A 26,204-nucleotide genomic window follows, 5' to 3' on the forward strand; every position below is an offset into this window, starting at 1 on the left:
CATGGACAACCCTACGATGATGATGGCCCGAATTCCGAACCGAACTACTGTCCTTGGCTTGTTGCGATCGGCGGCAGTGATGGCGGCGCTGGCGGTTCTGACCGCATGCAAGCCTGCATCCGATGCACCGCAGACGACTGCGCCTGTCGACGGAAAAGTCGCGCCCAAGTCGGAAATGCGCCACGCCGAGGCGCCGATTCCGAAACTGGTGAGCAAAAACGGCCGTCACGCGTTGCTGGTGGATGGCGAACCCTTTCTGCTGCTGGGCGCGCAGGTCAACAACTCCAGTAACTATCCCGCCGCCCTCGAAAAGGTGTGGCCCGCCATTGAAGTGCTGAAGCCGAACACGGTGATGGTGCCGATCGCCTGGGAGCAGGTCGAACCGCGGGAAGGCAAGTTCGATTTCTCTTTCCTCGACACTTTGTTGACACAGGCGCGTCAACACGACGTACGGCTGGTGCTGTTGTGGTTCGCCACTTGGAAGAACAACGGCCCCAACTATGCGCCGGCCTGGGTCAAGCTGGACAACAGACGTTTCCCACGCGTTATCACGGCTGACGGCAAGACGTTGAATTCACTGTCGCCGTTGGCGGCGCAAACACTGGACGCCGATAAAAAGGCTTTCGTGCGATTGATGCGCCATCTCAAGCAAGCCGATCCGCAGCGCACCGTCATCATGGTGCAACCGCAGAACGAGCCCGGCACCTATGGCGCGCCGAGGGATTTCTCGCCGCTGGCGCAGAAGGCGTTCGACGGCGCCGTGCCGGAAGCGTTGGTCAGGAAGATGGGCAAACAGGCGGGCGACTGGAAGCGGGTATTCGGCGGCGACGCCGACGAGTTCTTCCACGCCTGGCATGTAGCGCATTACATCGATCAAGTCGCGGCCGCGGGCAAGGCCGAGTATCCGTTGCCCATGTACGTGAACGCGGCCTTGCGCGATCCGTTCACTCCGGGCTTGCCAGGTCAGTACGAAAGCGGCGGCCCCACCGACAACGTGCTAGATGTCTACAAAGCGGCCGCACCCCATATCGATCTGCTGGCGCCGGACATCTACATGCGCGAGTACGGAAAGTACATCACCGTGCTGAATCGTTACTCGCGCTCCGACAACGCCTTGCTGGTGGCCGAAACCGGCAACGATGTGCCGTTCGCGCGATATTTCTTTGCCGCGCTCGGTCACCAGGCCATTGGCTGGTCGCCGTTCGGCATCGACTACACGCGTTACTCCAACTGGCCGCTCGGGGCGAAAGGCATGTCGCCCGAATCGTTGGAGCCGTTCGCGCTGAACTATCGCCTGGTGCGGCCAGCCGCGCGGCTGTTGGCCAAGCTCAGCTTCGAAGGAAAGGTGCACGGCACAGCGGAGCAGAGTGGACAGCCGATACAAACCCTCAAACTCAACGAACGCTGGAATGCGGTGATTACCTACGGCGTGCCGCAGTTCTGGTTCCGGGGTGAAGCAGCGGGCAACCCGACGCCGATCGGCGCGGCATTGATCGCTGAAACCGGTGTCGATGAATTCCTGGTCACCGCTTACCACGCGCGGGTGAACATCGTCGCTGCCGACCCCGAGGTCGCCGCGCGACAGATATACGACCGCGTCGAGGAAGGCACGTACGAAGACGATCAATGGAAATTCCAGCGGATCTGGAACGGCGACCAAACCGACTATGGTTTGAATTTCTCCAATGCCACCCAGTTGCTGAGAGTCAAGCTGGCGACATACTGATGAAGAAGGAAACGGGCATGCGTTATCTGATCGCAGTGGCGGTTCTGCTGCCGGCATTGCTGGCATCGGCGTATGCCGGCGCAGTCGAAGCGGGAAAGTACGAACGAAACAGCAACGGCATCGTGGTTCATCCGGCGGAAAGCGACGTCGCACAGGTCAGGTTGGAAGTCGTCGCGGCAGGGATTATCCGCGTCAGCGCCGACCCGGATGGCGACTTCAAGCGTAGTGCCAGTTTGATGCGGGTTGGAGGTGCACCCGAGCCCGTGCTGTTCGACGTCTCCGAAAAGGCGGGGTATGTGCGTCTGAGCACGGCGGAGGTCGCGGTCGACGTGTCGCTGCAGAGCGGCCGTGTAGCGTTCTTCGATGCGGCCGGAAAACCCATCCTGTCGGAAGTCGAAGGCGGGCGCACGTTCACACCGCTGCGGGCTGAGGGCCAGTCGTACCTCAGCGTGCGCCAACGTTTCCAGTCGCCCGACGACGAAGCCATCTACGGATTCGGTCAGCACCAGCAGGGCTGGATGAACCAGAAGGGTCGCGACGTGGAGCTGTTACAGCACAACGTCGACATGGCGGTTCCGTATCTGGTTTCCAGTCGTGGTTACGGACTGCTGTGGGACAACAACTCGATCACCCGGCTCGGCGATCCGCGCGGCCTCCAACCGCTGCCGCAGTCGCTGAATCTGTACGACGCGAACGGCGAAGCGGGTGCGCTGACCGCGCGCTATTCGGTGAATGGCGTGCAGAAGATCGAGCGTCGGGAATCGGAGATCAACTACCAATACATCAAGGATCTGAAGAAATGGCCGGCCGAGGCCACGCTGCCGAAAGCAGCGGAAGGACAAGCGCCGCAGCGCTTGCACGTGACATGGGAAGGCGAGATCGAGGCGAAAACAGCAGGCCGCCACACGTTCTCGCTGTTCTCCAGCGAATACGCCAAATTGTGGATCGATGGAAAGCTGATTTCCGACAGCTGGCGCCAGAACTGGAATCCCTGGCACCGCGAATTCGCCCTGCAGATGCAGCCCGGCCAACGCCACAAATTAAAGATCGAGTGGAACTTGATCGATCCCAGCTATCTCGCTCTGCTGCACCGCGATCCCTTGCCGACCAGCGGAGCCAAGGATCTGTCGCTGTGGTCCGAAGCCGGGCAGATGATCGACTACTACTTCGTGGCCGGCGACTCGGCTGACCAGGCGATCGCCGGCTATCGCCAGCTCACCGGCAAGTCGGTGCTGTTGCCGCGATGGGCCTATGGCTTCTGGCAAAGCCGCGAACGCTACAAGACACAGGCCGAGATGGTCGGTGCGCTGGATGAATACCGCAAACGCAAGCTGCCGATCGACGCGATCGTGATGGACTGGTCGTACTGGCCGGAAGATGCCTGGGGCTCGCACGATTTCGATAAGGCGCGTTTCCCTGATCCGCGGGCCATGGTCAAGCACATCCACGACCAGCATGCGCGAATGATGATTTCGGTGTGGCCCAAGTTCTATCCCGGCACGGCGAATTTCAAGGAACTCGACGCCAAGGGGCATATCTACAAGCGCAACATCGAAGTGAAGGAAAGGGACTGGATCGGCAAGGGCTATCTTTCTTCGTTCTACGATCCCTATTCGAAGGAGGCGCGCGATATCTATTGGCGCCAGATCGACGAAAAGTTGAATGTGCTGGGTATCGATGCATGGTGGCTGGATTCGGACGAACCCGACATGCATTCCAACCTGGACATCGACGAACGCAAGGCGCGCGCCACGCCCACGGCGATCGGTTCCTCGACCGAGTTCTTCAATTCGTTCCCGCTGGTTCACACCGAGGGCGTCTACCAGGGCGATCGCGCCAAGAACCCCGGCCAGCGCGTCTTCATCCTGTCGCGCAAGGGCTATGCCGGCACCCAGCGCAACGCGGTGGCGGTGTGGAGTGGCGATGTGGCGTCGCGCTGGAGCGATCTGCGTGAACAGGTTTCGGCCGGCGTGAACCTGTCCCTGTCCGGCTTGGCCAACTGGACCTTCGACATCGGCGGATTCGCGGTGGAGAAGCGCTATGAGAACCAGGAACCTGCGCATCTGGCCGAGTGGCGCGAACTGAACCTGCGCTGGTTCCAGTTCGGCGCCTTCGCCCCGATCTTCCGGTCGCACGGACAGTTCCCGACCCGCGAAATCTGGAATATTTCGCCGGAGGGCACGGCGATCTACGACAGCCTCGTGTACTACGACCGCCTGCGTTACACGCTGCTGCCTTACATTTACACGCTGGCAGGCGATACCTGGCATCGCGACGGAACGATCATGCGCGGGCTGGCAATGGATTTCCCGAACGATCCAAAGGTTCGCGATATCGACGACCAGTACCTGTTCGGTCCGGCGTTCCTGGTCAATCCGGTGTCGGAGTTCAAGGCGACCAGCCGCAAGGTCTATCTGCCCGCGGGGTCGGACTGGTACGACTTCAACACAGGCAAGCGCCACAGTGGCGGACAGACCTTACAAGCCGACGCGCCGCTGGCACGCATGCCATTGTTCGTGCGCGCGGGCTCCATCGTCCCGACAGGTCCGGTGGTGCAATACGTGGACGAGCAGCCGACCGCGCCGCTGACGTTGGTGGTGTACACCGGCGCCGACGGCAAGTTCTCGCTGTACGAGGACGATGGCAAAGGCTACGGCTACGAGAAGGGCGAGTTCAGCCGCATCCCGCTGTCGTGGAATGAGCGCACCGGCGAACTGAGCATCGGCGCACGCGAAGGTTCGTATCCGGGCATGCAGCAGCAGCGGACGATACGCGCGCGTTTCGTCAGCGGCCCACGCGCCGACGCTGGTGCGCTGGAACCTGCCGTCGACGCCACCGTGCAATACGACGGCAAGGCGATCACGGTTAGCAAGGTTGCCGGGCCGAACTGACATGAGCATCGACCCGACGCGCCGCGAGTTGTTCAAGGGAGTGGGCGCGGGCATCGCGATCGCGGGTCTGATGCCGTCGTCCGCCGTGCGAGCGGCGGCCGACGCCATTCCCGATGGCGATGCGCTCAAGCTCTGGTACCGACGGCCGGCGACGAGGTGGGTCGAGGCGTTGCCTCTGGGCAACGGACGTCTCGGCGCGATGGTTTGGGGCGGCATCGAGCATGAACGGCTGCAGCTCAACGAGGACACGTTGTATGCGGGCGGCCCGTACGAAGCCGATACTTCCGGCGCACTGGAGGCATTGCCGGACGTGCGCCGGCTGATCTTCGCCGGCGAGTACGCGCGCGCGGAAGACTTGGCCAACGCCAAGATGATGGCGCGGCCGCTCAAGCAGATGCCTTATCAACCACTCGCCGACGTGGTGCTGGATTTCCGCGATATTCCGGATATCTCCGACTATCGCCGCGAGCTCGATCTGGATGCGGCGATCACGCGGTCGCGGTTCAAAACCTGGAAGATGGAGCATACGCGCGAAGCCTTTATTTCACCGGTCGACCAATGCGTCGTGATGCGCTTGTCTGCCGACCGACCCGGCAGCATCAATCTGCGGGTGTCGCTGGATAGCGATCAGCAGAACGAAATGCTCGCCGACGACGGCGCTCTGCTGCTGCGCGGACGCAACGCCACGCGCCATGGTGTCGAGGGCCGGTTGAAGTTCGCGGTGAGGATTCGCGCCATTCCGCGTGGCGGTTCGTTGCGGCTACGTGGCGAACGCATCGAAATCGAAGGCGCGGACGAGGTGGTGCTGTTGATTACGGCCGCTACCAGCTATCGCCGCTACGACGATGTCGGCGGCGATCCAGAAGCGATCACGCGCCAGCAGTTGATCGCCGCGCAACAGCGCGGGTTCAAAGAACTGCGTGCAGCGCATGTGGCCGAACACCAGCGTTTGTTCCATCGCGTCTCAATCGACCTGGGCCATACCGAGGCCGCTCGGTTGCCTACCGACGAACGCGTCGAACGCTTCGCGGATGGCAACGACCCGGCACTCGCCGCGCTCTACCATCAATACGGCCGCTATCTGCTGATCTCCAGTTCGCGCCCCGGTACGCAGCCGGCTAATCTGCAGGGCATCTGGAACGATCTGATGGATCCGCCCTGGGAGAGCAAGTACACCGTCAACATCAACACTGAGATGAACTACTGGCCGAGCGAAGCCAACGCATTGCACGAATGCGTCGAACCGCTGGAGCGCATGATGTTCGATCTGGCCGAAAGCGGTGCGCGTACCGCCAAGACCATGTACGGCGCGCCAGGCTGGGTGATGCACCACAACACGGATTTGTGGCGGCAGACTCGCCCGATTGACGGCGCGCAGTACGGACTGTGGTCGATGGGCGGCGCGTGGTTGTTGCAGCAACTGTGGGACCGCTGGGATTACGGTCGCGATCGCGCGTATCTGGCGAAGATCTATCCCTTGTTCAAGGGCGCGGCAGAATTCTTCGCGGCGACCTTGACGAGCGATCCCCACACCGGCGAACGGGTCACCAACCCCTCGATGTCGCCGGAGAACGTGCATCCGCACGGCGCGTCGCTTTGCGCCGGGCCGGCGATGGATTCGCAGTTGCTGCGCGATCTCTTCACACAGTGCATCCAGGCCGCCGGCCTGCTGGGTGTTGACGCCGGTTTCGCACAGCAGTTGCAGCAATTACGCGACCAGCTGCCACCCGATCGCGTAGGCAAAGCGGGCCAGCTGCAGGAGTGGCGCGAAGATTGGGATATGCAGGTTCCGGAAATTCACCACCGCCACGTCTCGCATCTTTACGCATTGCATCCGAGTTCGCAGATCAACGTGCGCGATACGCCGAAACTCGCCGCGGCCGCGAGGCGCTCTCTGGAAATCCGCGGCGACGACGCCACCGGCTGGGGCCTGGGTTGGCGCTTGAATCTATGGGCGCGGCTTGGCGATGGCGAACACGCGCTGAAGATTCTGCGCATGCTGCTGGGACCGCAGCGGACCTACCCGAACCTGTTCGATGCCCATCCACCATTCCAGATCGACGGTAACTTTGGCGGCACCGCCGGCATCACCGAAATGCTGCTGCAGAGTTGGGGCGGTTCGATCTTTCTGCTGCCGGCTCTGCCGGAAACGTGGAAAGCAGGATCCGTGCGTGGTCTTAAGGTGCGTGGCGCCGCCGGCATCGAGCTGTCGTGGAAAGCAGGTCGCCTGACCGAGGCCACGCTCACCAGTATGCGCGGTGGTCGCTATAACATCGTTCTGGGAAAGCAGAGTCTGGACGTCGAACTCGGCGCGGGCCAGTCGCGCCGCCTGCGCGTTAAAGACGGCAAGCTGGTGGCGGCATGAGCTTGTATGCCGGCATCGACGCGGGAACCCAGAGTATCAAGCTGCTCGTCTACGACGCGCAGTCCAGGCAAGTCGTCGCGACGGCGAGCGCGCCGCTCGAACTGATCAGTGGCGCGGACGGCAGCCGCGAACAACTGGCCTCGTGGTGGATCGAAGGCGTACACGCTTGCTTCGCGCAATTGGACGCGTCGATCCGCGCCTCGATCGTCGCCATCGGCGTCTCCGGGCAACAGCATGGCTTCGTGCCGCTGGGCCGCGACGGCAAAGTGCTCGCGCCGGTCAAGCTATGGTGCGATACCAGCAGCGCCCATGAATGCCAGCAGATCATGCAGGCGGTGGGAGGGGAGCGGCGCTGCATCGAACTGGCCGGCAATCCGATACTGCCTGGCTACACCGCCTCCAAGCTGCCTTGGACACGCCATCACCGGCCCGAGGTCTACCGCGATCTGGCGGTAATCCTGTTGCCGCACGACTATCTCAATTTCTACCTCACGGGCGAAGGTTTCATGGAAGCCGGTGATGCCTCCGGGACCGGCTGGCTCGACGTGCGCACGCGCCAGTGGTCGCCGGACCTGCTGGCGGCCACCGATCCCGATCGCGATCTGTTGCAATGCCTGCCGCCGCTGATCGAACCAGGCACCACCTTCTCGATCGTGCCCACTATCGCCACCGCGCTGGGGCTATCCCACGCAGTACGCATCGCGGTCGGCGGCGGCGACAACATGATGGCGGCCATCGGTACCGGCTGCGTGGTGCCGGATCGTTTGTCGATGAGCCTGGGCACTTCCGGAACCTTGTTCGCCTACGCCGATCGTCCGGTGGTGGATGCGAATGGCGGTTGGGCCGCTTTCTGCTCCTCGTCCGGCGGCTGGCTGCCGTTGATCTGCACGATGAATTGCACGGTCGCCACTGAGACCATCGCGCGCTTGTTCGATTTCAGCGTCGGCCAGGGCGAGGCCATGATCGACGCGACCTCTCCGGGCGCCGCCGGCTTGACCCTGCTGCCTTTCTTTAATGGCGAACGCACGCCAAATCTACCCGACGCCCGCGCCTCGATGCTGGGCATGGATCTGCGCAACCTCACGCCGGCCAACTGCTACCGCGCGGCCATGGAAGGCGCGACCTACACGATGAAGTATGGCTACGACGCATTCGCCGCTGCGGGTCTGGAATTCGACGCCATCGTGCTGACCGGCGGCGGCAGTAAGAGCGCTGCCTGGAAGCAGATGATCGCCGATGTCTTCGATCTGCCGGTGGCAGTTCCCCGACAAGCCGAAGGGGCCGCGTTTGGCGCTGCACTGCAGGCGTTGTGGTCGCAACTGCGCGACAACGGGGACAGCACTACCTTGCCGGAATTGGTGGCGCAGCACGCAGCCATCGATCTCTCGCTTTCGACCCGCCCCGACCCTGTGCGCGTGGACGAATACCAAATGCATTACGCGCGTTTTCTGCGACATCTCGAGGCGGTGCGCGGGCTGGACGCGGCCCAGGCAAGCACCCCGCATAACAGGACGGAAGACAGACCATGAGCAATCCCTATTTCATCGGCGCGCGGGAATACTTTCCGGGTATAGGCAACATCGCCTTCGAAGGTAAAGACTCGGATAATCCGCTCGCCTTCAAGGTCTACGACGAAAACAAACGCGTCGGCGGCAAGAGCATGCGCGAGCACCTGCGTTTTGCGGTGTGCTACTGGCATACCTTCTGCAACACCGGCCACGATCCCTTCGGTCCGGGCACGCGCCGCTTTCCCTGGGAAGCCGATACGTCGATGGCCACCGCAGAGGCCAAGGTCGACGCCGCGTTCGAGTTCTTTACCAAGCTGGGCGTGCCGTACTGGTGCTTCCACGATATCGATCTGGCGCCCGACGCCGAAGATATCGGCGAGTACGAAAACAACCTCAAGCATATGGTCGCTCTGGCCAAGGCGCGCCAGGATGCCACCGGTGTGAAACTGCTGTGGGGCACGGCGAACCTGTTCTCGCATCCGCGCTACATGAATGGCGCTTCGACCAATCCGGAATTCGCCGTGGTCGCGCGCGCGGCTGTGCAGGTCAAGGCGGCGCTCGACGCCACCGTTGAGTTGGGCGGGGAGCACTACGTGTTCTGGGGCGGTCGCGAGGGCTACGCCTCACTGGTCAATACCGACATGAAGCGCGAAGTCGAACACTTCGCTCGCTTCCTTATCATGGCGCGCGACTATGGACGCAGCATCGGCTTGAAGGGCAATTTCCTGATCGAGCCCAAACCGATGGAGCCAATGAAGCACCAGTACGACTTCGACAGCGCCACGGTCGCCGGCTTTCTGCGCCAGCATGGCCTGGAGCACGACTTCAAGCTCAACATCGAAGCCAACCACGCCACCTTGTCCGGGCACACGTTCGAGCACGACCTGCAGGTCGCGTCGGATCAGGGCCTGCTGGGCAGCATCGATGCCAACCGTGGCAACGCGCAGAACGGTTGGGACACCGACCAGTTCCCGACAGATCTGTACGACACCGTCGGCGCCATGCTGGTGGTGCTGCGCCAGGGCGGTCTGGAAGGCGGTCTGAATTTCGATGCCAAGGTTCGGCGCGAATCGACCGACCTGGAAGACATGTTCATCGCCCACATCGGCGGAATGGACGCGTTCGCGCGCGGCCTGGAAGTGGCGCATGCACTGCTGACGGATTCGCCGTGGGAACAGTGGCGCACTGAGCGTTATTCCAGCTTCGACAGCGGCGACGGCCGCGATTTCGAACAGGGCAAGCTGACTCTGGACGATCTGCGCGCCATCGCGGCTCGCAACGGCGAACCCAACCGAATCAGCGGCAAACAGGAGCGATACGAGAACCTGCTGAATCAATATCTGTTGCGCTGATGCTCGCCGTCGTATCGGCGTCGCCGATCACTCGATCCATACCTGTCCGGGCCGTACTCACCCAAGGCATCTCATGAACAGCATTCCTCTCGGCAAGGCGTCCACGGATGGAGGCGAAAACACCCGGCTGATCGTCCTGATCAGTTGCGTGGCCACCATCGGCGGCTTCCTGTTCGGTTTCGATAGCGGCGTCATCAACGGCACCGTCGACGGACTTAAGCAGGCCTTTCACTCCAGTTCCGCCGGGACCGGTTTCGAAGTGGCCTCGATGCTGCTCGGCTGCGCCATCGGCGCGTTCTTCGCCGGCCGTCTGGCAGACCGCTGGGGACGCCGCGCGGTACTGATCATCTCGGCGGTGCTGTTCCTGATCTCGGCAGTGGGCGCCGGCCTGGCCAACACGTCGGCGATATTCATCATCGCGCGTGTCTTTGGCGGCTTCGCGGTCGGCGCGGCCAGTGTAATGTCGCCGGCGTACATCGCCGAAGTGACCCCGGCCCGCTATCGCGGACGCCTGGCGACGGTGCAGCAGATCGCGATCATCGGTGGACTGTTCTGCGCGTTCCTCAGCAACTACCTGCTGGCCAAGGCCGCGGGCGCTTCCACCGAAGCCTTATGGCTGGGTCATGCGGCTTGGCGCTGGATGTTCTGGATGCAGGCGATCCCCTCGACAGTCTTCCTGTTGCTGTTGCTGCTGATTCCGGAAAGCCCGCGTTACCTGGTGGTCAAGGATCGCAAGAAAGATGCGTTGAAAGTGTTGACCCGCCTATACGGAGCCGCGGAAGCGAAAACCAAGCTCGTCGAGATCGAGGGCTCGTTGTCGGCAGACCATCATCGTCCACGCCTGTCGGATCTGGTCGACAAGACGACCGGGAAAGTCCGCAAGATCGTCTGGATCGGCATCGGACTTGCCACGTTCCAGCAACTGGTCGGCATCAATGTGGTGTTCTACTACGGCGCCGTACTGTGGCAGGCGGTTGGCTTCTCCGAAAGCGACGCGCTGCTGATCAACGTGCTGTCCGGCGCGCTCAGCATCGGCGCTTGCCTGGTGACAGTGATGCTGATCGATCGGATCGGCCGCAAGCCGTTGCTGTGGATCGGGTCGGCAGGCATGGCGGTGTCGCTGGCGCTAGTGACGTTTGCTTTCGCCAGCGCCGGAGTGGATGCCGCGGGCAAGCTTGAACTATCCGATTCGATGGGCACGCTGGCGCTGGTTGCCGCCAACGTCTACGTGGTGTTCTTCAACATGTCCTGGGGCCCGGTGATGTGGGTGATGCTGGGCGAGATGTTTCCCAATCAGATCCGCGGTTCCAGCCTTGCGGTGGCGGGCGCGGCGCAGTGGACGTCGAACTTCATCATCACCGTGACATTCCCGGTCCTGCTGGTCAGCATCGGACTGGCCGGCGCCTATGGCATCTACACGGTGGCTGCGGTGATTTCGGTGTTCTTCGTACTGAAGTACGTGTACGAAACCAAGGGTCGGGAGCTGGAGCAGATGGAAGGCTGACGGGTCGATGCGGGTACCCGGCCGTGGTCGCCGTGGATAACGGCTTCGAAGGATGGAAGTCCGAAGCAACGGCGGATTGCCCGGCCGGATGACCGGGCATCCACACCATCGGTAGTGCTTAAGGGAGAGGGCGAAATGAGGCTGCCGACTTTCCGCAGCTCCCGGAACAGCGTTACGGCACACGCATCCGCAAGCGGGATGGCGGTGTTCTGACCAGGCATGTACGGGTTCGGCGCGAATGAGTGAGGAGCGTGGTCGTGGTTGTCGCGAGCGCAGGGAAATTCATGGCAGGAAGGCGAGCCCGTGCCGGATTACCGAAGGCGCGAATCGACGACGTGGCCAATCTTGCGGGTGTGTCGATCAAGACCGTATCGCGGGTGCTCAACGAAGAACCGAACGTCTCGGCGGTTACCAGGGGCAAGGTGCTCACGGCGATCGAGGGGTTGGACTACAGGCCATGCGTGGAGGCGCGGTGTCTGGCGAAAAACAAGAATCAGTCGAATCCGAAAACAATTGCCAGGGACTGCGGGGATGCCTCGATCCCACCGGTGGCGACCACCCACCGTTCCAGTGACGGAAGAAGGTCGCGCTTATATCTGGAACTCTTGCAGTTGGCCGACTTGAGGAAACGCCGGGTCCTCTCGAACAGAGAATTCGAACTGCAGATAATCAACTTGCTGGCTAGTACAGGCTAAAGAAATCGCTGCCTTGCGCCGACGGGATGGTGGCGACCGGCAACACGACGCCATGAAATTCTACGTGATGGCGTGATGAAACCAGAGGAATGCCGGAACTGATTTCTCAGGGGGTGGAGACAAGCAAGAGCTTGATGCAGCTGCTCCTTGCGACAGGACGTGAGTTCAATCGATGACACGGCCGCCGAATTTCAGTCATAGTTTTTTGGTCAACACCAGGAGGATTTATGTCCAGCCGCATGCCTTTCGCTGTGACATGGCAGAAATCGCTGGCGCTTTTCGCGTCACGCAATTCTTCCATACGCTCGATTCAAACCAGATTGATCAAGCAATTGTCGGTGTGTGGTGCGGCAGCGTTGCTGCTCGCAGGGCCTGCATTCGCTCAGCTTCCAACGGCCCAGCAAGTCGCAGCTCCAATCCGTATCGGTTGGAACGTTGGCAACACCATGGAAGCCATCTGCGGCGAGACCGCCTGGGGCAATCCTGCTATTACGCAGCAACTCATCACCTCAGTGAAAGCTGCTGGCTTCAACGCCATCCGCATTCCGGCGGCTTGGGACTGTCATGCCAACCAGCAGACGCAGACCATCGATCCCACTTGGATGGCGCGCGTCAAACGGGTGGTGGACTACGCATACAGCCAGAACATGTACGTGGTTCTGAACATCCACTGGGATGGCGGCTGGCTCGAGGAGCATCCTCTTTACTCGCATCAGACCGCGAATAACCAGAAGCAGCGCAACTATTGGACCCAGATCGCCAACACGTTCCGCAACTACAACGAGCGCATGCTGTTCGCGGGAACCAACGAAGTCCATGCTGACTACGGGACGCCGACCAGCGAGCACAACACCGTTCAACAATCGTACAACCAGACCTTCGTCAATGCTGTGCGCGCTACCGGCGGCAACAATGCGTCGCGTACGCTCATCGTGCAGACCTACAACACGAACATGCAGCATGGCCTCAATTTCTTCAAGATGCCGACGGATTCGATCGCGAACCGGCTGATGGTCGAGGTCCATTTTTACGATCCTTACGCATACACGCTGGATCCGAATGGCAGCTGTTTGTATTGGGGTTCGCCGTATCCTCCGCAAAGCGCCTGCTCTTGGGCTCAGGAGAGTTATGTTGACGGCCTGTTCTCCCAGGTTCGCTCCAAGTGGGTGAACAACGGCATTCCGGTCATCATCGGCGAATACGGGGTCTCGCTTCGCTCGGGAATGAGTCGGCAGTCGCGCGAGTACTACTTGGAGTACATCAACCGCGCGGCCCGCCTCAATGGCATTAAGACCTTCTACTGGGATAACGGCGTGGCCGATTTTGCATTGTTCAACCGGTCCAATGGCTCCGTCGTTGATTCGGGAGCCATCGGTGCGATCAAGCGAGGCGCTAATCCAAGCAAGGTCATTAGAGGCGGTGCGTATCAATTGATGTCCACACACAGCAGCAATGCTCTTTACGTGAGTGGCGGCAAATAACGTTGGGCGCTAACTGGCATCGGAAAAGATACTTGGCGTTACCAGAATTTCGTAGACACTTGCCGATATCAACGCTGATAGCTGAAGTAGTAACCGTGTCTGCGCGCATGCCCTAACCGCAGTCGTGCCACGTTTTGCATGGGCTGGCATCCGTCCAGACACCATTTCTTCCGCGAACGCACGGCAATACAGAGAGAACAATTCCATGCTCAAGATCCTAGCGGCCGCCACCACCGTCTTCCTCAGTTTGAGCGCCGGCGCGGCGACGGCGGTAACGCTTCAGGCGAAGGCGACCCTGCAGGCCGACAAACCCGGGCCGAAGATCAATCGCAACCTCTACGGCCAATTCTCCGAGCACCTGGGCGGCGGCATCTATGACGGCATCTGGGTCGGCGAGAACAGCCCAATTCCCAACGTCCGTGGTATTCGCACCGACGTAGTCGAAGCGCTGAAGGCCATCAAGACGCCCATGGTGCGGTGGCCGGGCGGATGTTTCGCCGATGAGTACCTCTGGCGCGACGGCATCGGCCCCCGCGACCAGCGCCCCGTGCGCAAGAACAACTGGTGGGGCGGCGCAGCCGAGACCAATGCTTTCGGCACCCATGAGTTCATGGATTTCGTGGAACAGATTGGCGCCGAGGCCTATATCTCGATCAACGTCGGCAGTTCAACCCCGACCTACATGCGCGAATGGATCGAGTACATGACCTCTCCCGGCCAGGACACTCTGGCCCGGGAGCGGCGCAAGAACGGGCGCGACAAACCATGGAAGGTCGCGCTATGGGGCATAGGCAATGAAAGCTGGGGTTGCGGCGGCAACATGACGCCGGAGTATTACGCCAACGAGTTGCGCCGCTTCGGCAGCTTCTTCCATCAAGGCGAGGACAACCCCGGTCTGCGTGTGGCCACCGGCCCCAACGCCGATGAAACCCGCTGGACCGAAGTGCTGATGAAGGACGCCAGTCAGGCCATGGACGCCCTCAGCCTGCACTACTACACGTTGCCCACCGGCGACTGGAAGACCAAGGGCGCCGCCATCGGCTTCACCCAGCAGGAATGGGTCGACACCTTCGCCCAGACCCTGAAGATGGACGACTTCATCAAGCGCCATTCGGCGATCATGGATACCTACGATCCGAAAAAACGCGTCGGCCTGTATGTCGATGAATGGGGTACCTGGTACGACGTCGAAAAAGGCACCAACCCGGGCTATCTATACCAGCAGAACACCTTGCGCGACGCGGTGCTGGCGGCGGCCAACTTCAACATCTTCCACCAGCATGCCGACCGCGTGCGCATGACCAGCGTCGCCCAGACCATCAACGTGCTGCAAGCGATGATCCTCACCGACGGCGGCAAGATGGCGCTGACTCCGACCTACCACGCCTTCAAGATGTATGTGCCGTTCCAGGACGCGACTTCGCTACCGCTGGAATTGACCACGCCGAACTTCAGCGCCGGCGGCAAAACCATTCCCGCGATCAACGCTTCGGCGGCACGCGCCAAGGACGGCAGGATCTTCATCGGCATCGCCAACATGGATCCACAGGACCGTGTGGAACTGGACATCGATCTCGGCGCCGTGAAAGCGAAAGCAGTCTCGGGCGAGGTTCTCACCGCGGACCGAACGGATGCGCACAATGTTCCCGGGCAACCGGCGACCATCGCGCCTAGGCCCTACACGGGCGGCCGGATCAGCCAGAGCAGGCTCGTGCTCGATATCCCGGCCAAGTCGGTCGTGGTGGTCCGGCTCGACTGAGAAGCAGGGCTGAGACTTCGGATGTCCGCTTATGGCCTATTCCGTTGAAAAACTCGGCGGAATCGGTCATCTGCTGCCGATTCACCGACTTCCCATTGATCGAGCGGAAGTCGACGTGATGATGAGACATCAGAGAACCTGAACGGATTTCAGCCGAACACGCTATTCCAAAGACTTTTGACGCCCTCGTAGGCTTTTTCGGCCAGACCGCTGCCAGCCAGATAGCCGATCGCGCCACCGACGATGGTGCCGACGGGACCGAGCGCGCTGCCGGCCGCGGCGCCCGCCGCGGCGCCTGCCCAGCCGCCAGCGACGCTTACGATCGCCTTGGGTTTGTCCTGCGCGGTGGCGATGTTGTAAGCGTCCAATGCCGCGGCCACCGGCAAGGCGGCACGACTGGCCACCTTGCCGACCGCTTCCAGAACCGGCTTGGCGCGGCTCACCACCGGCTGCACCGCTTCCAGGACCGGCGCGGCGGTCTTCTTCACCGCGTCCACGGCGGGTTGCGTTACCGTCTTCGCCGCATCAACAGTCACCTGCGATGCTTTCTCTATGGGGGCCAAGACACGGTTGGTGGCGTCCTTGAGCGGCTGGATCGCGTTGTTGACTGGCTGCATCACGTTATCGTAGGCGGCTACAGCTTTGTCCACGCCGGTCACGAACCGATTCGGTGTATCGGTCGGCGCTCTGGCCGCTGTCGACGGCGTGTCGATGGAACCGGCGGGCTTGTTCAATGCCTGCGTTTCCTGCGGAGTCCCGCCGAGCTTGATCTTGCTGACATTGCGGCCGGCCAGATCTTCCTCGCGCAGCAACGTCTGCCCTTCCTTGTAAGGCGTGCCGTCGGGTCGTACGTTGCCCTTGAGCTGATCGGCCATTTCCGCGCTGATCGGCGTCGTCTTCCATTCTTCGATCGCCGCGTTGCTGGCCGGCGTGCCGTCGACGACGACGGCGCTACCCTGCGAAACGATCGAGCCCTTGCTTTCGTGATAGGTCCCTTGGTGCTGGTTATTGAGCGCGGTATCCAACACGATCTGCGAGTCCTTCGTGGTCTTCAACGAAAAATCGCTTTCGGAGTGCGCCATCTGGGTGAGGAAGGGGAACTCGGCCATCCAGTTGGTCTTCAGACCCGGCCCCATGTTCTTGTAGTACTCGCCGTGCAATGGCTGCGTACCCGAGAAGAAAGGAATATCGGCCATGCGCCACAACTGCGGCTTCGACGACGCGGGGTTCACCAGGAAATTAAGCGGATGCCCAGGCGTCTGCGCGATCTGGCGCGCGAAATCGGTGCGCGCGTGCGAGGTTGAGTTGGGTATCAGCACTTGATCCCCGATGATCGGCACCCGCGTGCGACCGGGGCCTTGCGGCAATCTGGAGACGATATCGGGCGCCGCGGGAGTGGGAACGCTTATGGGTGATAGGCCATCCGCGGTTCTGTAGCCCAGTCCGATCACGGCGCCGCTCACGGGGGCCGGCACGATCCGATCGACCGGCTGGCCATTCGCCGGGGTCGTCTGCGCCACGTGCGCCAGGGTGTAGTTGCCGCCGCGCAGCGCGGCATCGGCGATCTGCGGCGCCAGCTCCGGGCGAGCGCGGAGCAAGTCCATCCCTTCGGCGGGATTCACGTTCGTGACCGCGCGACTGATCTGCGCCTGCGTATCCGGATCAACTACGACCCGAGGCGGTTCGTAGACCGGAATAACCTGGCGGTTAACCACTGAATCAGTCATGGCCGCTGCTCGTTGGGGGAGGGCGCTATCCACTTTAGAGATTGGCCTTGGCTAGGGGCAATTGGGGGGAAACCCTATTAGGGAAAGCCCTAGATTGTGAAGGCGGATACCTCATCATTGATTTTGATATGGATCTCTTCCACTCGGCGGATTTCAACAAGCGACGCAGATCTTCGCGCTCCAGCCGGTGGTGTCAGGCGGCATGGGGCACGGTCAGGTACTTCAGGCTCTTGAGCGACTGATACCCGCTGCTTGCGACATTCAGCGATCCGCAGCGGGATGAGCGCTGCCGTGCATCTATATCAATTTATATATAGATGATGGCGTTTCTTGCATTTGTGGCATATCCCCGCAGCCCGCAGAATCGGAGGGGCGCCCATCAGGCGTCCCCAAGGCGGCCCTCGCCGCCACGCCGCATGACAACGAGCAAATGGTGAGGAAAAAACATCATGGTAAGCAGGCGATCCTTGTTGGGGGCGCCGTTCTGGGCTGCGGTCGGTATGAACGCCCTCGCACAGGCGCATCAGGATCGAGCAGGTCAAGGCAGCCAAGCGCCCACGGCTGCCGACCAGTTTCCGATCGCCAGCGGGCCCTTTCAGCCGAGTGTGGAATCGCTGAAGTCTTACCAGACGCCGGCGTGGTTCCGCGACGCCAAGTTCGGCATCTGGGCGCACTGGGGGCCGCAAGCCGTCCCGCGTTCGGGCGACTGGTACGCGCGCTTCATGTATGTCCCCGGGCATCCGCACTATGCCCATCATGTGAAGCATTACGGACATCCATCCGAGTTCGGTTACAAGGACATCATCCCACTGTGGAAGGCGGAGAAGTTCGATCCGGAAGCGCTGATGGATCGCTATGCCGCTGCCGGCGCGAAATACTTCGTCAGCATGGGCGTGCACCACGATAACTTCGATTTATGGAACTCGCGCCATCATCGCTGGAACGCTCTCGCCATGGGGCCCAAGCGGGATATCGTCGGCGCATGGCGCGATGCTGCCCGCCGGCGTGGGCTGCGCTTCGGTGTATCCGAGCACCTGGGCGCTAGTCACAATTGGTTTTGGCCGAGTCACCAGTACGATCAGTTCTGGCCCAAGCTCGGCGTCGACTATGACGGCGCCGATGCCCGAAACGCGGATCTCTACCACCCGAAGCACGACGAACCGTACAAGGGGCATGAGACCTGGTACACGACCAGTCCCGCGTTCCATCAAATCTGGTTCAACCGCGTTCGCGATTTGATCGACAGCTACGAACCGGACTTGCTCTATTCCGATGGCGGCATACCGTTCGGAGAAGTAGGGCGCTCGCTCATCGCTCACTATTACAACAGCAGCATTGCGAAGCAGGGCCGCCTTGAGGCGGTTTACAACTGCAAGGCGCTGGGTTCCGGGGAGTTCTATCCCGAAACCTGCGTGCAGGATGTAGAACGCGGCGTGATGAGCGGAATCAATCCGCGGCCCTGGCAGACCGATACGTCCAACGGCGATTGGTTCTTCGCCGACGACGATAACTACAAGACCGCGCCCGAGGTCATTCGCATGCTCGCCGATATCGTCAGCAAGAACGGCAACATGCTCCTCAACGTCGCGCTCTATCCCGATGGCAGCCTGCCGCCGGAATCGCAGACCTTGTTGTCCGATCTGGCGCAATGGATGGGCACCAATGCCGAGGCGATTCACGAGACGCGTCCCTGGGCCGTCCATGGCGAAGGGCCCACCGAGACCGCCAGTGGCGCTTTCAAGGAAAGCGCGGCGTACTCCGCCGAGGACATCCGCTTCACCGCCAAGGGCGGCGCGCTGTATGCCATCGCGATGGGCTGGCCGCGCGACGGCGTGCTGCGCATCCAGACGCTGGCCGAAGAATCGGCGCTGGCGCCCGGTACCATCGAGCGCGTGGAGGCGCTGGGCTCGGCGGAAAGCCTGCCGTACAAGCGCACCCGGAGGGGACTGGAAGTGCGCCTGCCCGAAGGATTGGCCGGATCGATCGCCGTTGTCCTGAAGATCCGTGGCAATGGCATTGGTTTGACTGGTTGATGGCAAGGACATCGACCCGCCTATGAACACTGTGACCAGCTTGATACACGGCCGCGCTCTGCTCAGGTCCCTATTGGTTGTCGCGTTGATTACCGCTGGACCGGCGTTCTCCGCAGAGCAATCAGCCCCCGGGCAATCCGTCGCCGAACCGCCCAGCGCGCTGGACGCCGCCGGCCAACTGCAACGGTTGGTGATCAAGCCGCGTTTCGGATTCGGCTGGCTGCGCGTTGCCGGCGGCGTGCAGTTCCAGACCGGCGGCATCACCAAGAGCGTGCTGTTCTACGGCCCCGGCATCGCGCGCGTGTCCGCGCACAAGGGCCAATCGCATACCCGGCAATCCAGCCTGGTCGTGGTGGCGTCGCCGCAGGCGCCGGCACTGGACATTGCAGAGTCCGCCGACGCACTCATCGTCGCCGGGGCCGGGCTGCGCGCCGTCGTCGACAAGCGCACCGGGACTATCGCGTTCCAACGACCCGACGGCACGCCGCTGGTCCGCGAGCAGGAGGCACCGGTGCTCACGCCGGGCACCGAACCCTCGGGAACCGAGACCTACGTCGTCGAGCAGCGATTCGCGCTGACTCCAGACGAATCGCTCTACGGCCTGGGCCAGTACAACGAGCCGTACATGGACTATCGCGGCCGCGAAGTGCTGATGGTGCAGACCAACATCGGCATTGTCGTGCCGTTCATGGTGTCCACGCGCCGCTATGGGCTGCTGTGGGACACATACTCGAAGATGAGGTTCTCCGACGGCCCGCAAGGCGCGGCCTTTCGTGCCGAGAACGCGCCTGCCGGCGTCGATTACTACGTCGTGGCCGGCGACACGATGGACGAGGTGATCGCGGGCTATCGCTACCTCACCGGTGCCGCGCCGATGTTCCCGAAATACGCGTTCGGTCTCTTCATGAGCAAGGAGCGCTATGCCACGCAGCAGCGCCTGCTGGAGGTGGTGCGGCGCTTTCGCCGCGAAAGCTTTCCGCTGGACGTGATCGTGCAGGACTGGCAGTACTGGGGTGGGCAGAAGGACGGCCAGTGGGATGGCAACTGGAGCGGCATGGTCTGGGACCCAGAGCGCTATCCCGACCCCGCTGGCATGACGCGCACGCTGCACGACGATCTGCACACCCGACTGATGGTGTCGATCTGGCCGTCGATCGGCAACGACACCGCACTGGCGGGCGAACTCGATGCCAAGGGATTGCGTTTCGAGCCGCTGCACTGGATCTCCAAACGGGCGCGCATCTACGACGCTTTCAGCGAAGAAGGCCGGGCCATCCACTTCAAGCATGCGAAGAAGGGCCTGTTCGACATCGGGGTCGACGCGCTGTGGATGGACGGCACCGAGGTGGAGGTGGGCGGTGCCGCGCACGACCCTGCCGAAGTGGAGGCTGACATCAAGCGCCTGGGCCGCAACGCGATGGGCGACTTCGGGCGCTACCTCAACGTCTACAGCCTGCTGACGACGCGCGGCGTCTACGAAGGCCAGCGCGCGAGCGCCGATCTTGGCGACAAGCGCGTGTTCACGCTCACCCGTTCCGCCTGGGCCGGACAGCAGCGCTATGCCGCAATGCCATGGTCGGGCGACACCACCGCCAGCTGGGACGCGCTGCGCGCGCAGATCGCCGGCGGCCTGAATGTCTCGATGGCGGGCCTGCCGTACTGGACGCAGGATGTCGGCGGCTTCTTCGTCAACGCGCCCGGCGGCGAACGCGACCCGGCCTACCGCGAACTGTTCGCACGCTGGAACCAGTTTGGCATCTTCAATCCGATATACCGCATCCACGGCACCTCGATCGAGCGCGAGCCCTGGGCGTTCAAGGCACTCGAGCCGGCGATCTACCGCTCGATCCGCCGCGCCGCCGAGCTGCGCTACCGCCTGCTGCCCTACACCTACAGTCTGGCCTGGGCCAGCACGCACGACGGCTACACGATGATGCGCGGTCTGGCGATGGACTTCCCGGACCAACCGGCACTGCGCCGCGTGGATGACACTTACATGTTCGGTCCGGCGTTCCTGGTGCAGCCGATCACCAGGCCGATGTTCCACGCCGAACTGCCGCCGCCGCCCACGGTACCGGCGACGCAGTTGCGCACGCCCGACGGTCAACCGGGCCTGGAGCTCGAGTACTACCGCGGCATGGAGTTCGAACAGCTCGCCAGCCGCACCGTCGACCTGCAGGCCGAACACCATTGGCCCGGCCCGCCGCTGGACAGCGTGCCGCCCGGCTTGGACGGACTGCAGAACTTCTCGGCGCGCTGGCAGGGCCAGATCATCGCGGCCGAGGACGGCGAGCACGAGATCGGCGTTGAAGGCGACGATGGCTTCCGCGTCTGGCTCGACGACAAGCTCGTCGTCGAGGACTGGAAGGAATCTGGTGCGCGTTTCGCCGGAGGGCGCGTGGAACTGCGCAAGGGGCAAGCGGTGCGCGTGCGCATCGACTATTTCCAGAAGGGTGGGGGCCGATCGATGCGGCTGGCCTGGCGCACGCCGAGTGAACGCATCGCTCTCGCAGAGCACCAGCGGCGACTCGATCCGAGGCAGGCCACGCTGCTGCCGGCCGGTACGGACTGGTATGACTTCTGGACCGGCCAGCGCCATGCCGGCGGCGCCAGCGCCGCGCGGCGCTATGCGATCGACGAGTTTCCGTTGTTCGTGCGCGCCGGCTCGATCGTGCCGTTGGGTCCGGTGGTCCAGTACGTCGACGAGAAGCCGGACGCGCCCTACGAGATCCGCATCTACCCCGGCGCCGACGGCCGCTTCACGCTGTACGACGACGACGGCGAGAGCTATCGCTACGAGAAGGGCGAGTACGCCACCGTCGCGCTTGCCTGGGACGACGCGCGGCATGCGTTACGCATCGGCGCCCGAGAAGGCAGTTTCCCCGGCATGACAGAGCAGCGCGAGCTGAACGTACGGCTGATGCCATCGGGTCCCGGCGACCGCGTCCAGACCAAGACCGTCCGCTTCCATGGCGAGCCGGTTGAACTTTCCTTTACGCAATGAAAGATGAAGGCTATTCGATGAGACTGCAAAAGGAACCGTTCGCGGTGGTCGCCGCGCTGTGCTGGGCCGTCACGGCAGGAACCGCGATGGCAGGCCCCCAATCGGTTGTATCGCCGAGTGGCCATGCTGTCATCCGCATCGACGATGACGGCAGTCGATTCTCGGTGCTGCGGCGGGGGGAGACTGTCATCGCCCCGTCACCGCTGGGATTGGAACTCGACGGTGCGGCTGCATTCGGCGCGCTGGTGCTCGAGCGCCGCGAAGATACCGAGGTGGACCGCAACATCCCGCTGGTCGCGACCAAGGCATCGGTGGCGCGCGACCGCTACCGCGGTGCCACGCTAACGTTCCGCGAAACGCAAGCGCCTGCGCGCCGGCTTATCATCGACGTGCGCGCCTACGACGATGGCGTTGCGTTCCGCTACCGTATCGACGATCCGGCGCCGGTGCGCCTTGCCGGCGAGCGCACCGCCTTCGTACCGGCGGGCGACCCGTCGTGCCTGGCCACCGAGTTCGACCGTTCGCACGAAAAGCCCTTCGAGCGCCAGCGCATCTCGGAACTGGCCACGGACAAGGGCTACGACGTGCCGCTGGTGTGCGCCACCGCTTCAGGCCGCACGCACTACGCCGTTACCCAGTCCCATCTGCAGGGCTACACGGGTGCGTCGCTATGGCGTCAGGGCGCGGCGATGCAGGTGCGCCTGTCGGCCGTGCCGGGGCGTGAGGGACCGGCCTATGTCTCCCGCGGCGGGCTCAGGACGTCCTGGCGCGTGGTGATGATGGCCGGCCGGGCGGGCGACCTCATCGCTTCGTCGCTGGTGGGCAATCTCAACCCGCCGCCCGAGGGCGACTTCAGCTGGGTCAAGCCCGGCAAGGCGGCCTGGAACTGGTGGTCCGGGCCCAGCAAGGGCGCCACGGCCGACATGGACGCCTTCCGCCGTTACATCGATTTCGCCGCCGAATCCGGCCTGCCGTATGCGCTGCTGGACGCCGGCTGGGCCTGGGGCAGCGGCCCTTGCTGCGAGGCGCTTCCGGAAACCGATCTCACCCGCCCGGTCGATGGCGTGGACATGCCCGCCCTGGTGCGCTACGCCGAGTCCAAGGGTGTCAGCCTGCTGCTGTGGGCGCACTGGAAGCATATGGCCGCGCGCATGGACGAGGTACTGGATACCTGGGTGCGCTGGGGCAAGCGCTTGAAGCGCGGCCTTGCTTCTGTGTCCACCCACCCAGCTACTCGACTTCTGCCGACGGGCTAGCGCACTTCGATATGTCCGCTTCTGGCCGAGAGCGGACTCGACCTGCAGCAGCCCTCATTAACCCCCAGGAGCAGCCCATCAAGAGGGCTTGAACCGGGGTTTGGTTGCTCCACCACTGTCCTTCCAGGGGCGTTTTTCTCCGCCGGTGCGGGCCTCCAAAACCGCCTTATTTCTGGGTGTTTCTGTAAAGGCCGTGGTTTCTGAGAACCGGCGAACACGCCGTTTGGCGAAAATTTCGCCAGTCAGTCCTCTCTCTCTCTCTCTCTCTCTTCTCCCAACCTGTGGTCTCGGAACCAAAGGCCGGTTTTCTGGCGTCTTGTAAATCAATGGTTTAACCGTGGACTTTTTTGCGAGTTTTTCGGCGATCAACAGGTCAACCAAAACCCGAAACCCACTTTTAGGAACCCTAGGCGGCATACCCAGCAAGGCCGGGCATCGTTGCGCTCGTTTAGGCCCAAGTCATTGGATGGGGGTTCGAATCTATCTGGCCGCGCCTAAGCCATGCACGGACCAATTCCTTCATCCACAGCACCCAGCTGTGCCCATCGTCAGATTTCTCGCGACGCGCATTAATCGTTCGACCGTCATCGCCGACAACCGGGATGCAACGATGCTCTTTTACGCCCATGACGTTCGATCCGCGCCATGTCCACGTGTGGTCATTGAGCCGTATCTGTTTAGTCCGGCGACGAGAAAGGTTTTTTTTGAGGTTTTTGGCGTTTTCCATCGGCCATCGAGTTATCCGAAGATGGGGCATTTGGCGATTCACCGCCCTCGATATGGGATCGCTACCATCTTGCCGTGCCGGCATCGTCGATCCACATTCGGCCCATTGCCTCAGTCCGACCGCAAGTCCGCGAGCGCTTGCCCAGTGAGGTCGCCCATGAAGACCTTTCAACCCGCTTTACCCGCCGCGACGGTTTTGGCGGTCAGTGCCTGCGCCGGCGAGCCCGCGAACTTGCGCTAGTTCGGCCAGGAAGATCTCCGGCCGTGTCCGCTTGCGCTTTCGCTTGTCGTTGTACTCCGCATCACCGAAGGAAGCTGCATGGACATCGCTCGCCTGGACCTCTGGCTGATTTTCGCGGATCAGGCCGACTTGTTCAGGGCTTGCTTAACGGAGGCGCCTGTCCTATTTCGTAACAGCGCCCTCAAGGAAAGTTAATAAAAACAGGTGTCTAAAAACGCTGAATACACAGCTGCCGCCGTAAATCTGCTCCCGGAGTGTGCAGGCGCTGCGTTTCGAGGAGCGGCGTCCAAAGTCCGCTTTGCGGAAGTTTCTTGTTTATACAGAGATAATGCCTTCAGATTTTAACGGGCGCAGAGTATTAGTCCTCTCGGCGAATACCCGCTTGCATGGTTCTCAGAGGTAAATGGTGAGTGGTCAAGAAGCCATCAGGCAAGGACGTCCATTGTGTCTATCACTATTCAAGATGCAATTGATACATGCGAGCGAGCGTGTACGTTAGGCATTCCTCTCGTCGGCAGGTCAGAAGCCTTTCTCGACATGATAAAGGTCGTGGGGAGGGTGGCGCGTCACGGTGATGCCACAGTACTGATCCGAGGCGAAACAGGGACAGGAAAGGAATTGGTTGCCAGAGCCACGCACTACCTCGGGCGGCGCTCCAGTTATCCGTTTGTACCCGTCAATTGCGGTGCGTTGCCCGAGGATCTGATTGAGAATGAGTTGTTCGGTCATCGTGCTGGTGCTTATACGGGAGCAGGAGCAGAGGTTGCAGGACTCATCCGATTGGCTGATCGCGGCACCCTTTTTCTCGACGAAATAGATGCGCTGCCGCTGAAGGCACAAGTCTCTCTTCTCCGCTTCCTGCAAGACGGATGCTATCGACCCTTAGGCGGTCAGCGAGAAGAAGCGTCCAATGTTCGCGTCGTCGCCGCGTGCAACGGGTGCCTCGAAGATGAAGTCAAGGCGGGACACTTTCGTCGCGACCTCTATTATCGGCTGAACCTCCTGTCGATTACTGTCCCTCCATTGCGCGAAAGAGGCGCGGACATCCCGCTTCTTTCCAAGTACTTCTTGCGTGAATTCGCTCGTCGCTATGCATCGTGCGAAAAAGATCTTCACAGTCATACGCTGTCCTGGTTCCTCCACTACGATTGGCCCGGCAACGTCCGGGAGTTGGAGAACCTGGTGCATCGCGAATACCTGATCTGCGAAGGTCGAGAGCTTCTGATCCGTGCGCCCAGTGAGTTCAGTGACAGCGATCAGCAGCGCGCGCTACCAGGTGAGCGGTGTGCGGCGCTTCCTCTGCAAACGGACGCCCTTGCAACGAGCTACCACCTGGCCAAAGCACATGCTCTTGAGCAGTTCGACCGGGCCTACCTTACCGAGCTGATCCACCGCACGCACGGAAACGTGACGCAAGCCGCGGCGCTCGCGGGCAAGGAGCGCCGCGCGATGGGCAAGCTCTTGAAACGCTACGGCATCGGCTACGTCGTCGGAGATTAAGCCTTTCGCGCCGACGCTCGCCATTCTTCGATTGAACTCTCTTCCGAGTTCGACGTATTGAGCGTCGCCGCCTGCGCTCGCATTGCGTAAGCCCCCGTCAAATTCGCAGCTGGCAAGTCGAACGCCTGGAGGATTGTTGGCGTACCTCGCTGGGCGTCTGGTCGCTCCAGTGAGTCGTGGGAACGCGGTGCTTTGTATTCTCCCCGCCGCATTTGCTCTTCCACTCGAAATGCATCGCCGCGCTGATGCCGGCCTGGTGACTGGTGTTCATCACAGACACGCCGGTTGTCCTGGGTCATCTCGCACCCTGAAACCTGCACTGACCCGGGTGGCTTTCGACCCGCCTTGCCACCCGCGCAATATAAAACCGCGATTTCCTTAAGATTTTTGTCGAGTCCCGCATTGGCAAGGAACTTGCTCTGTATTGAGCGAGTGA

General features: G+C 62.0%; 14 protein-coding genes. 13 read left to right on the forward strand and 1 reads right to left on the reverse strand.

The window, feature by feature from the left end:
• Position 1: 1 nt before the first annotated feature.
• The 9 genes from J7J50_RS10600 to J7J50_RS10640 all read left to right on the forward strand — a co-directional run bounded on the left by J7J50_RS10600 (position 2) and on the right by J7J50_RS10640 (position 15,281).
• Positions 2-1,726 carry a DUF5597 domain-containing protein gene (locus J7J50_RS10600; RefSeq protein WP_251044400.1) on the forward strand — a complete coding sequence of 575 codons (1,725 nt, stop codon included), beginning with the start codon at positions 2-4 and terminating at the stop codon, positions 1,724-1,726.
• A complete protein-coding gene (locus tag J7J50_RS10605) occupies positions 1,726-4,617 on the forward strand; it encodes a TIM-barrel domain-containing protein (protein ID WP_251044416.1) in 2,892 nt (963 codons plus the stop codon). Before J7J50_RS10600 ends, J7J50_RS10605 begins: the two co-directional genes overlap by 1 nt.
• 1 nt (position 4,618) lies before the next feature.
• Positions 4,619-6,982: a glycoside hydrolase family 95 protein gene (locus J7J50_RS10610; RefSeq protein ID WP_215055853.1), complete on the forward strand. Its 2,364-nt coding sequence runs from the start codon at positions 4,619-4,621 to the stop codon at positions 6,980-6,982.
• On the forward strand, positions 6,979-8,511 hold the full coding sequence (gene xylB, locus J7J50_RS10615) for a xylulokinase (protein WP_215055854.1): 1,533 nt from the start codon (positions 6,979-6,981) through the stop codon (positions 8,509-8,511). Before J7J50_RS10610 ends, xylB begins: the two co-directional genes overlap by 4 nt.
• Positions 8,508-9,842 carry a xylose isomerase gene (gene xylA / locus J7J50_RS10620; RefSeq protein ID WP_215055855.1) on the forward strand — a complete coding sequence of 445 codons (1,335 nt, stop codon included), beginning with the start codon at positions 8,508-8,510 and terminating at the stop codon, positions 9,840-9,842. The genes xylB and xylA overlap by 4 nt, the downstream gene beginning before the upstream one ends.
• Positions 9,843-9,915: 73 nt before the next feature.
• A complete protein-coding gene (locus J7J50_RS10625; RefSeq protein ID WP_215055856.1) occupies positions 9,916-11,346 on the forward strand; it encodes a sugar porter family MFS transporter in 1,431 nt (476 codons plus the stop codon).
• A gap of 251 nt (positions 11,347-11,597) precedes the next feature.
• On the forward strand, positions 11,598-12,041 hold the full coding sequence (locus J7J50_RS10630) for a LacI family DNA-binding transcriptional regulator (protein ID WP_343222479.1): 444 nt from the start codon (positions 11,598-11,600) through the stop codon (positions 12,039-12,041).
• A 227-nt stretch (positions 12,042-12,268) separates the two neighbouring features.
• Positions 12,269-13,522: a glycoside hydrolase family 5 protein gene (locus J7J50_RS10635; protein WP_215055857.1), complete on the forward strand. Its 1,254-nt coding sequence runs from the start codon at positions 12,269-12,271 to the stop codon at positions 13,520-13,522.
• A 205-nt stretch (positions 13,523-13,727) separates the two neighbouring features.
• A complete protein-coding gene (locus J7J50_RS10640; protein ID WP_215055858.1) occupies positions 13,728-15,281 on the forward strand; it encodes an alpha-N-arabinofuranosidase in 1,554 nt (517 codons plus the stop codon).
• A 149-nt stretch (positions 15,282-15,430) separates the two neighbouring features.
• On the opposite strand, the gene J7J50_RS10645 is transcribed toward J7J50_RS10640, so the two are convergent.
• Positions 15,431-17,008, reverse strand: a complete 1,578-nt coding sequence (locus tag J7J50_RS10645) for a hypothetical protein (protein ID WP_215055859.1) — start codon at positions 17,006-17,008, stop codon at positions 15,431-15,433.
• 500 nt (positions 17,009-17,508) lie between these two features.
• Here J7J50_RS10645 and J7J50_RS10650 point away from each other — a divergent pair, with 500 nt between their 5' ends.
• The 4 genes from J7J50_RS10650 to J7J50_RS10665 all read left to right on the forward strand — a co-directional run bounded on the left by J7J50_RS10650 (position 17,509) and on the right by J7J50_RS10665 (position 25,768).
• Entirely contained in the window at positions 17,509-19,041 is a 1,533-nt protein-coding gene (locus J7J50_RS10650; RefSeq protein WP_215055860.1) for an alpha-L-fucosidase, read from the forward strand.
• A 190-nt stretch (positions 19,042-19,231) separates the two neighbouring features.
• Positions 19,232-22,045: a TIM-barrel domain-containing protein gene (locus tag J7J50_RS10655; RefSeq protein ID WP_215063438.1), complete on the forward strand. Its 2,814-nt coding sequence runs from the start codon at positions 19,232-19,234 to the stop codon at positions 22,043-22,045.
• A 17-nt stretch (positions 22,046-22,062) separates the two neighbouring features.
• The gene (locus tag J7J50_RS10660; RefSeq protein ID WP_215055862.1) at positions 22,063-23,301 is read left to right on the forward strand and encodes a glycoside hydrolase family 97 N-terminal domain-containing protein; all 1,239 of its coding nucleotides are present in this window, start codon (positions 22,063-22,065) and stop codon (positions 23,299-23,301) included.
• Between the two features lie 1,411 nt (positions 23,302-24,712).
• Positions 24,713-25,768 carry a sigma-54 dependent transcriptional regulator gene (locus J7J50_RS10665; RefSeq protein ID WP_215097492.1) on the forward strand — a complete coding sequence of 352 codons (1,056 nt, stop codon included), beginning with the start codon at positions 24,713-24,715 and terminating at the stop codon, positions 25,766-25,768.
• Positions 25,769-26,204: the final 436 nt, after the last annotated feature.

It is taken from the genome of Lysobacter sp. ISL-50 (assembly GCF_018612875.1).
Taxonomy (GTDB): domain Bacteria; phylum Pseudomonadota; class Gammaproteobacteria; order Xanthomonadales; family Xanthomonadaceae; genus Lysobacter.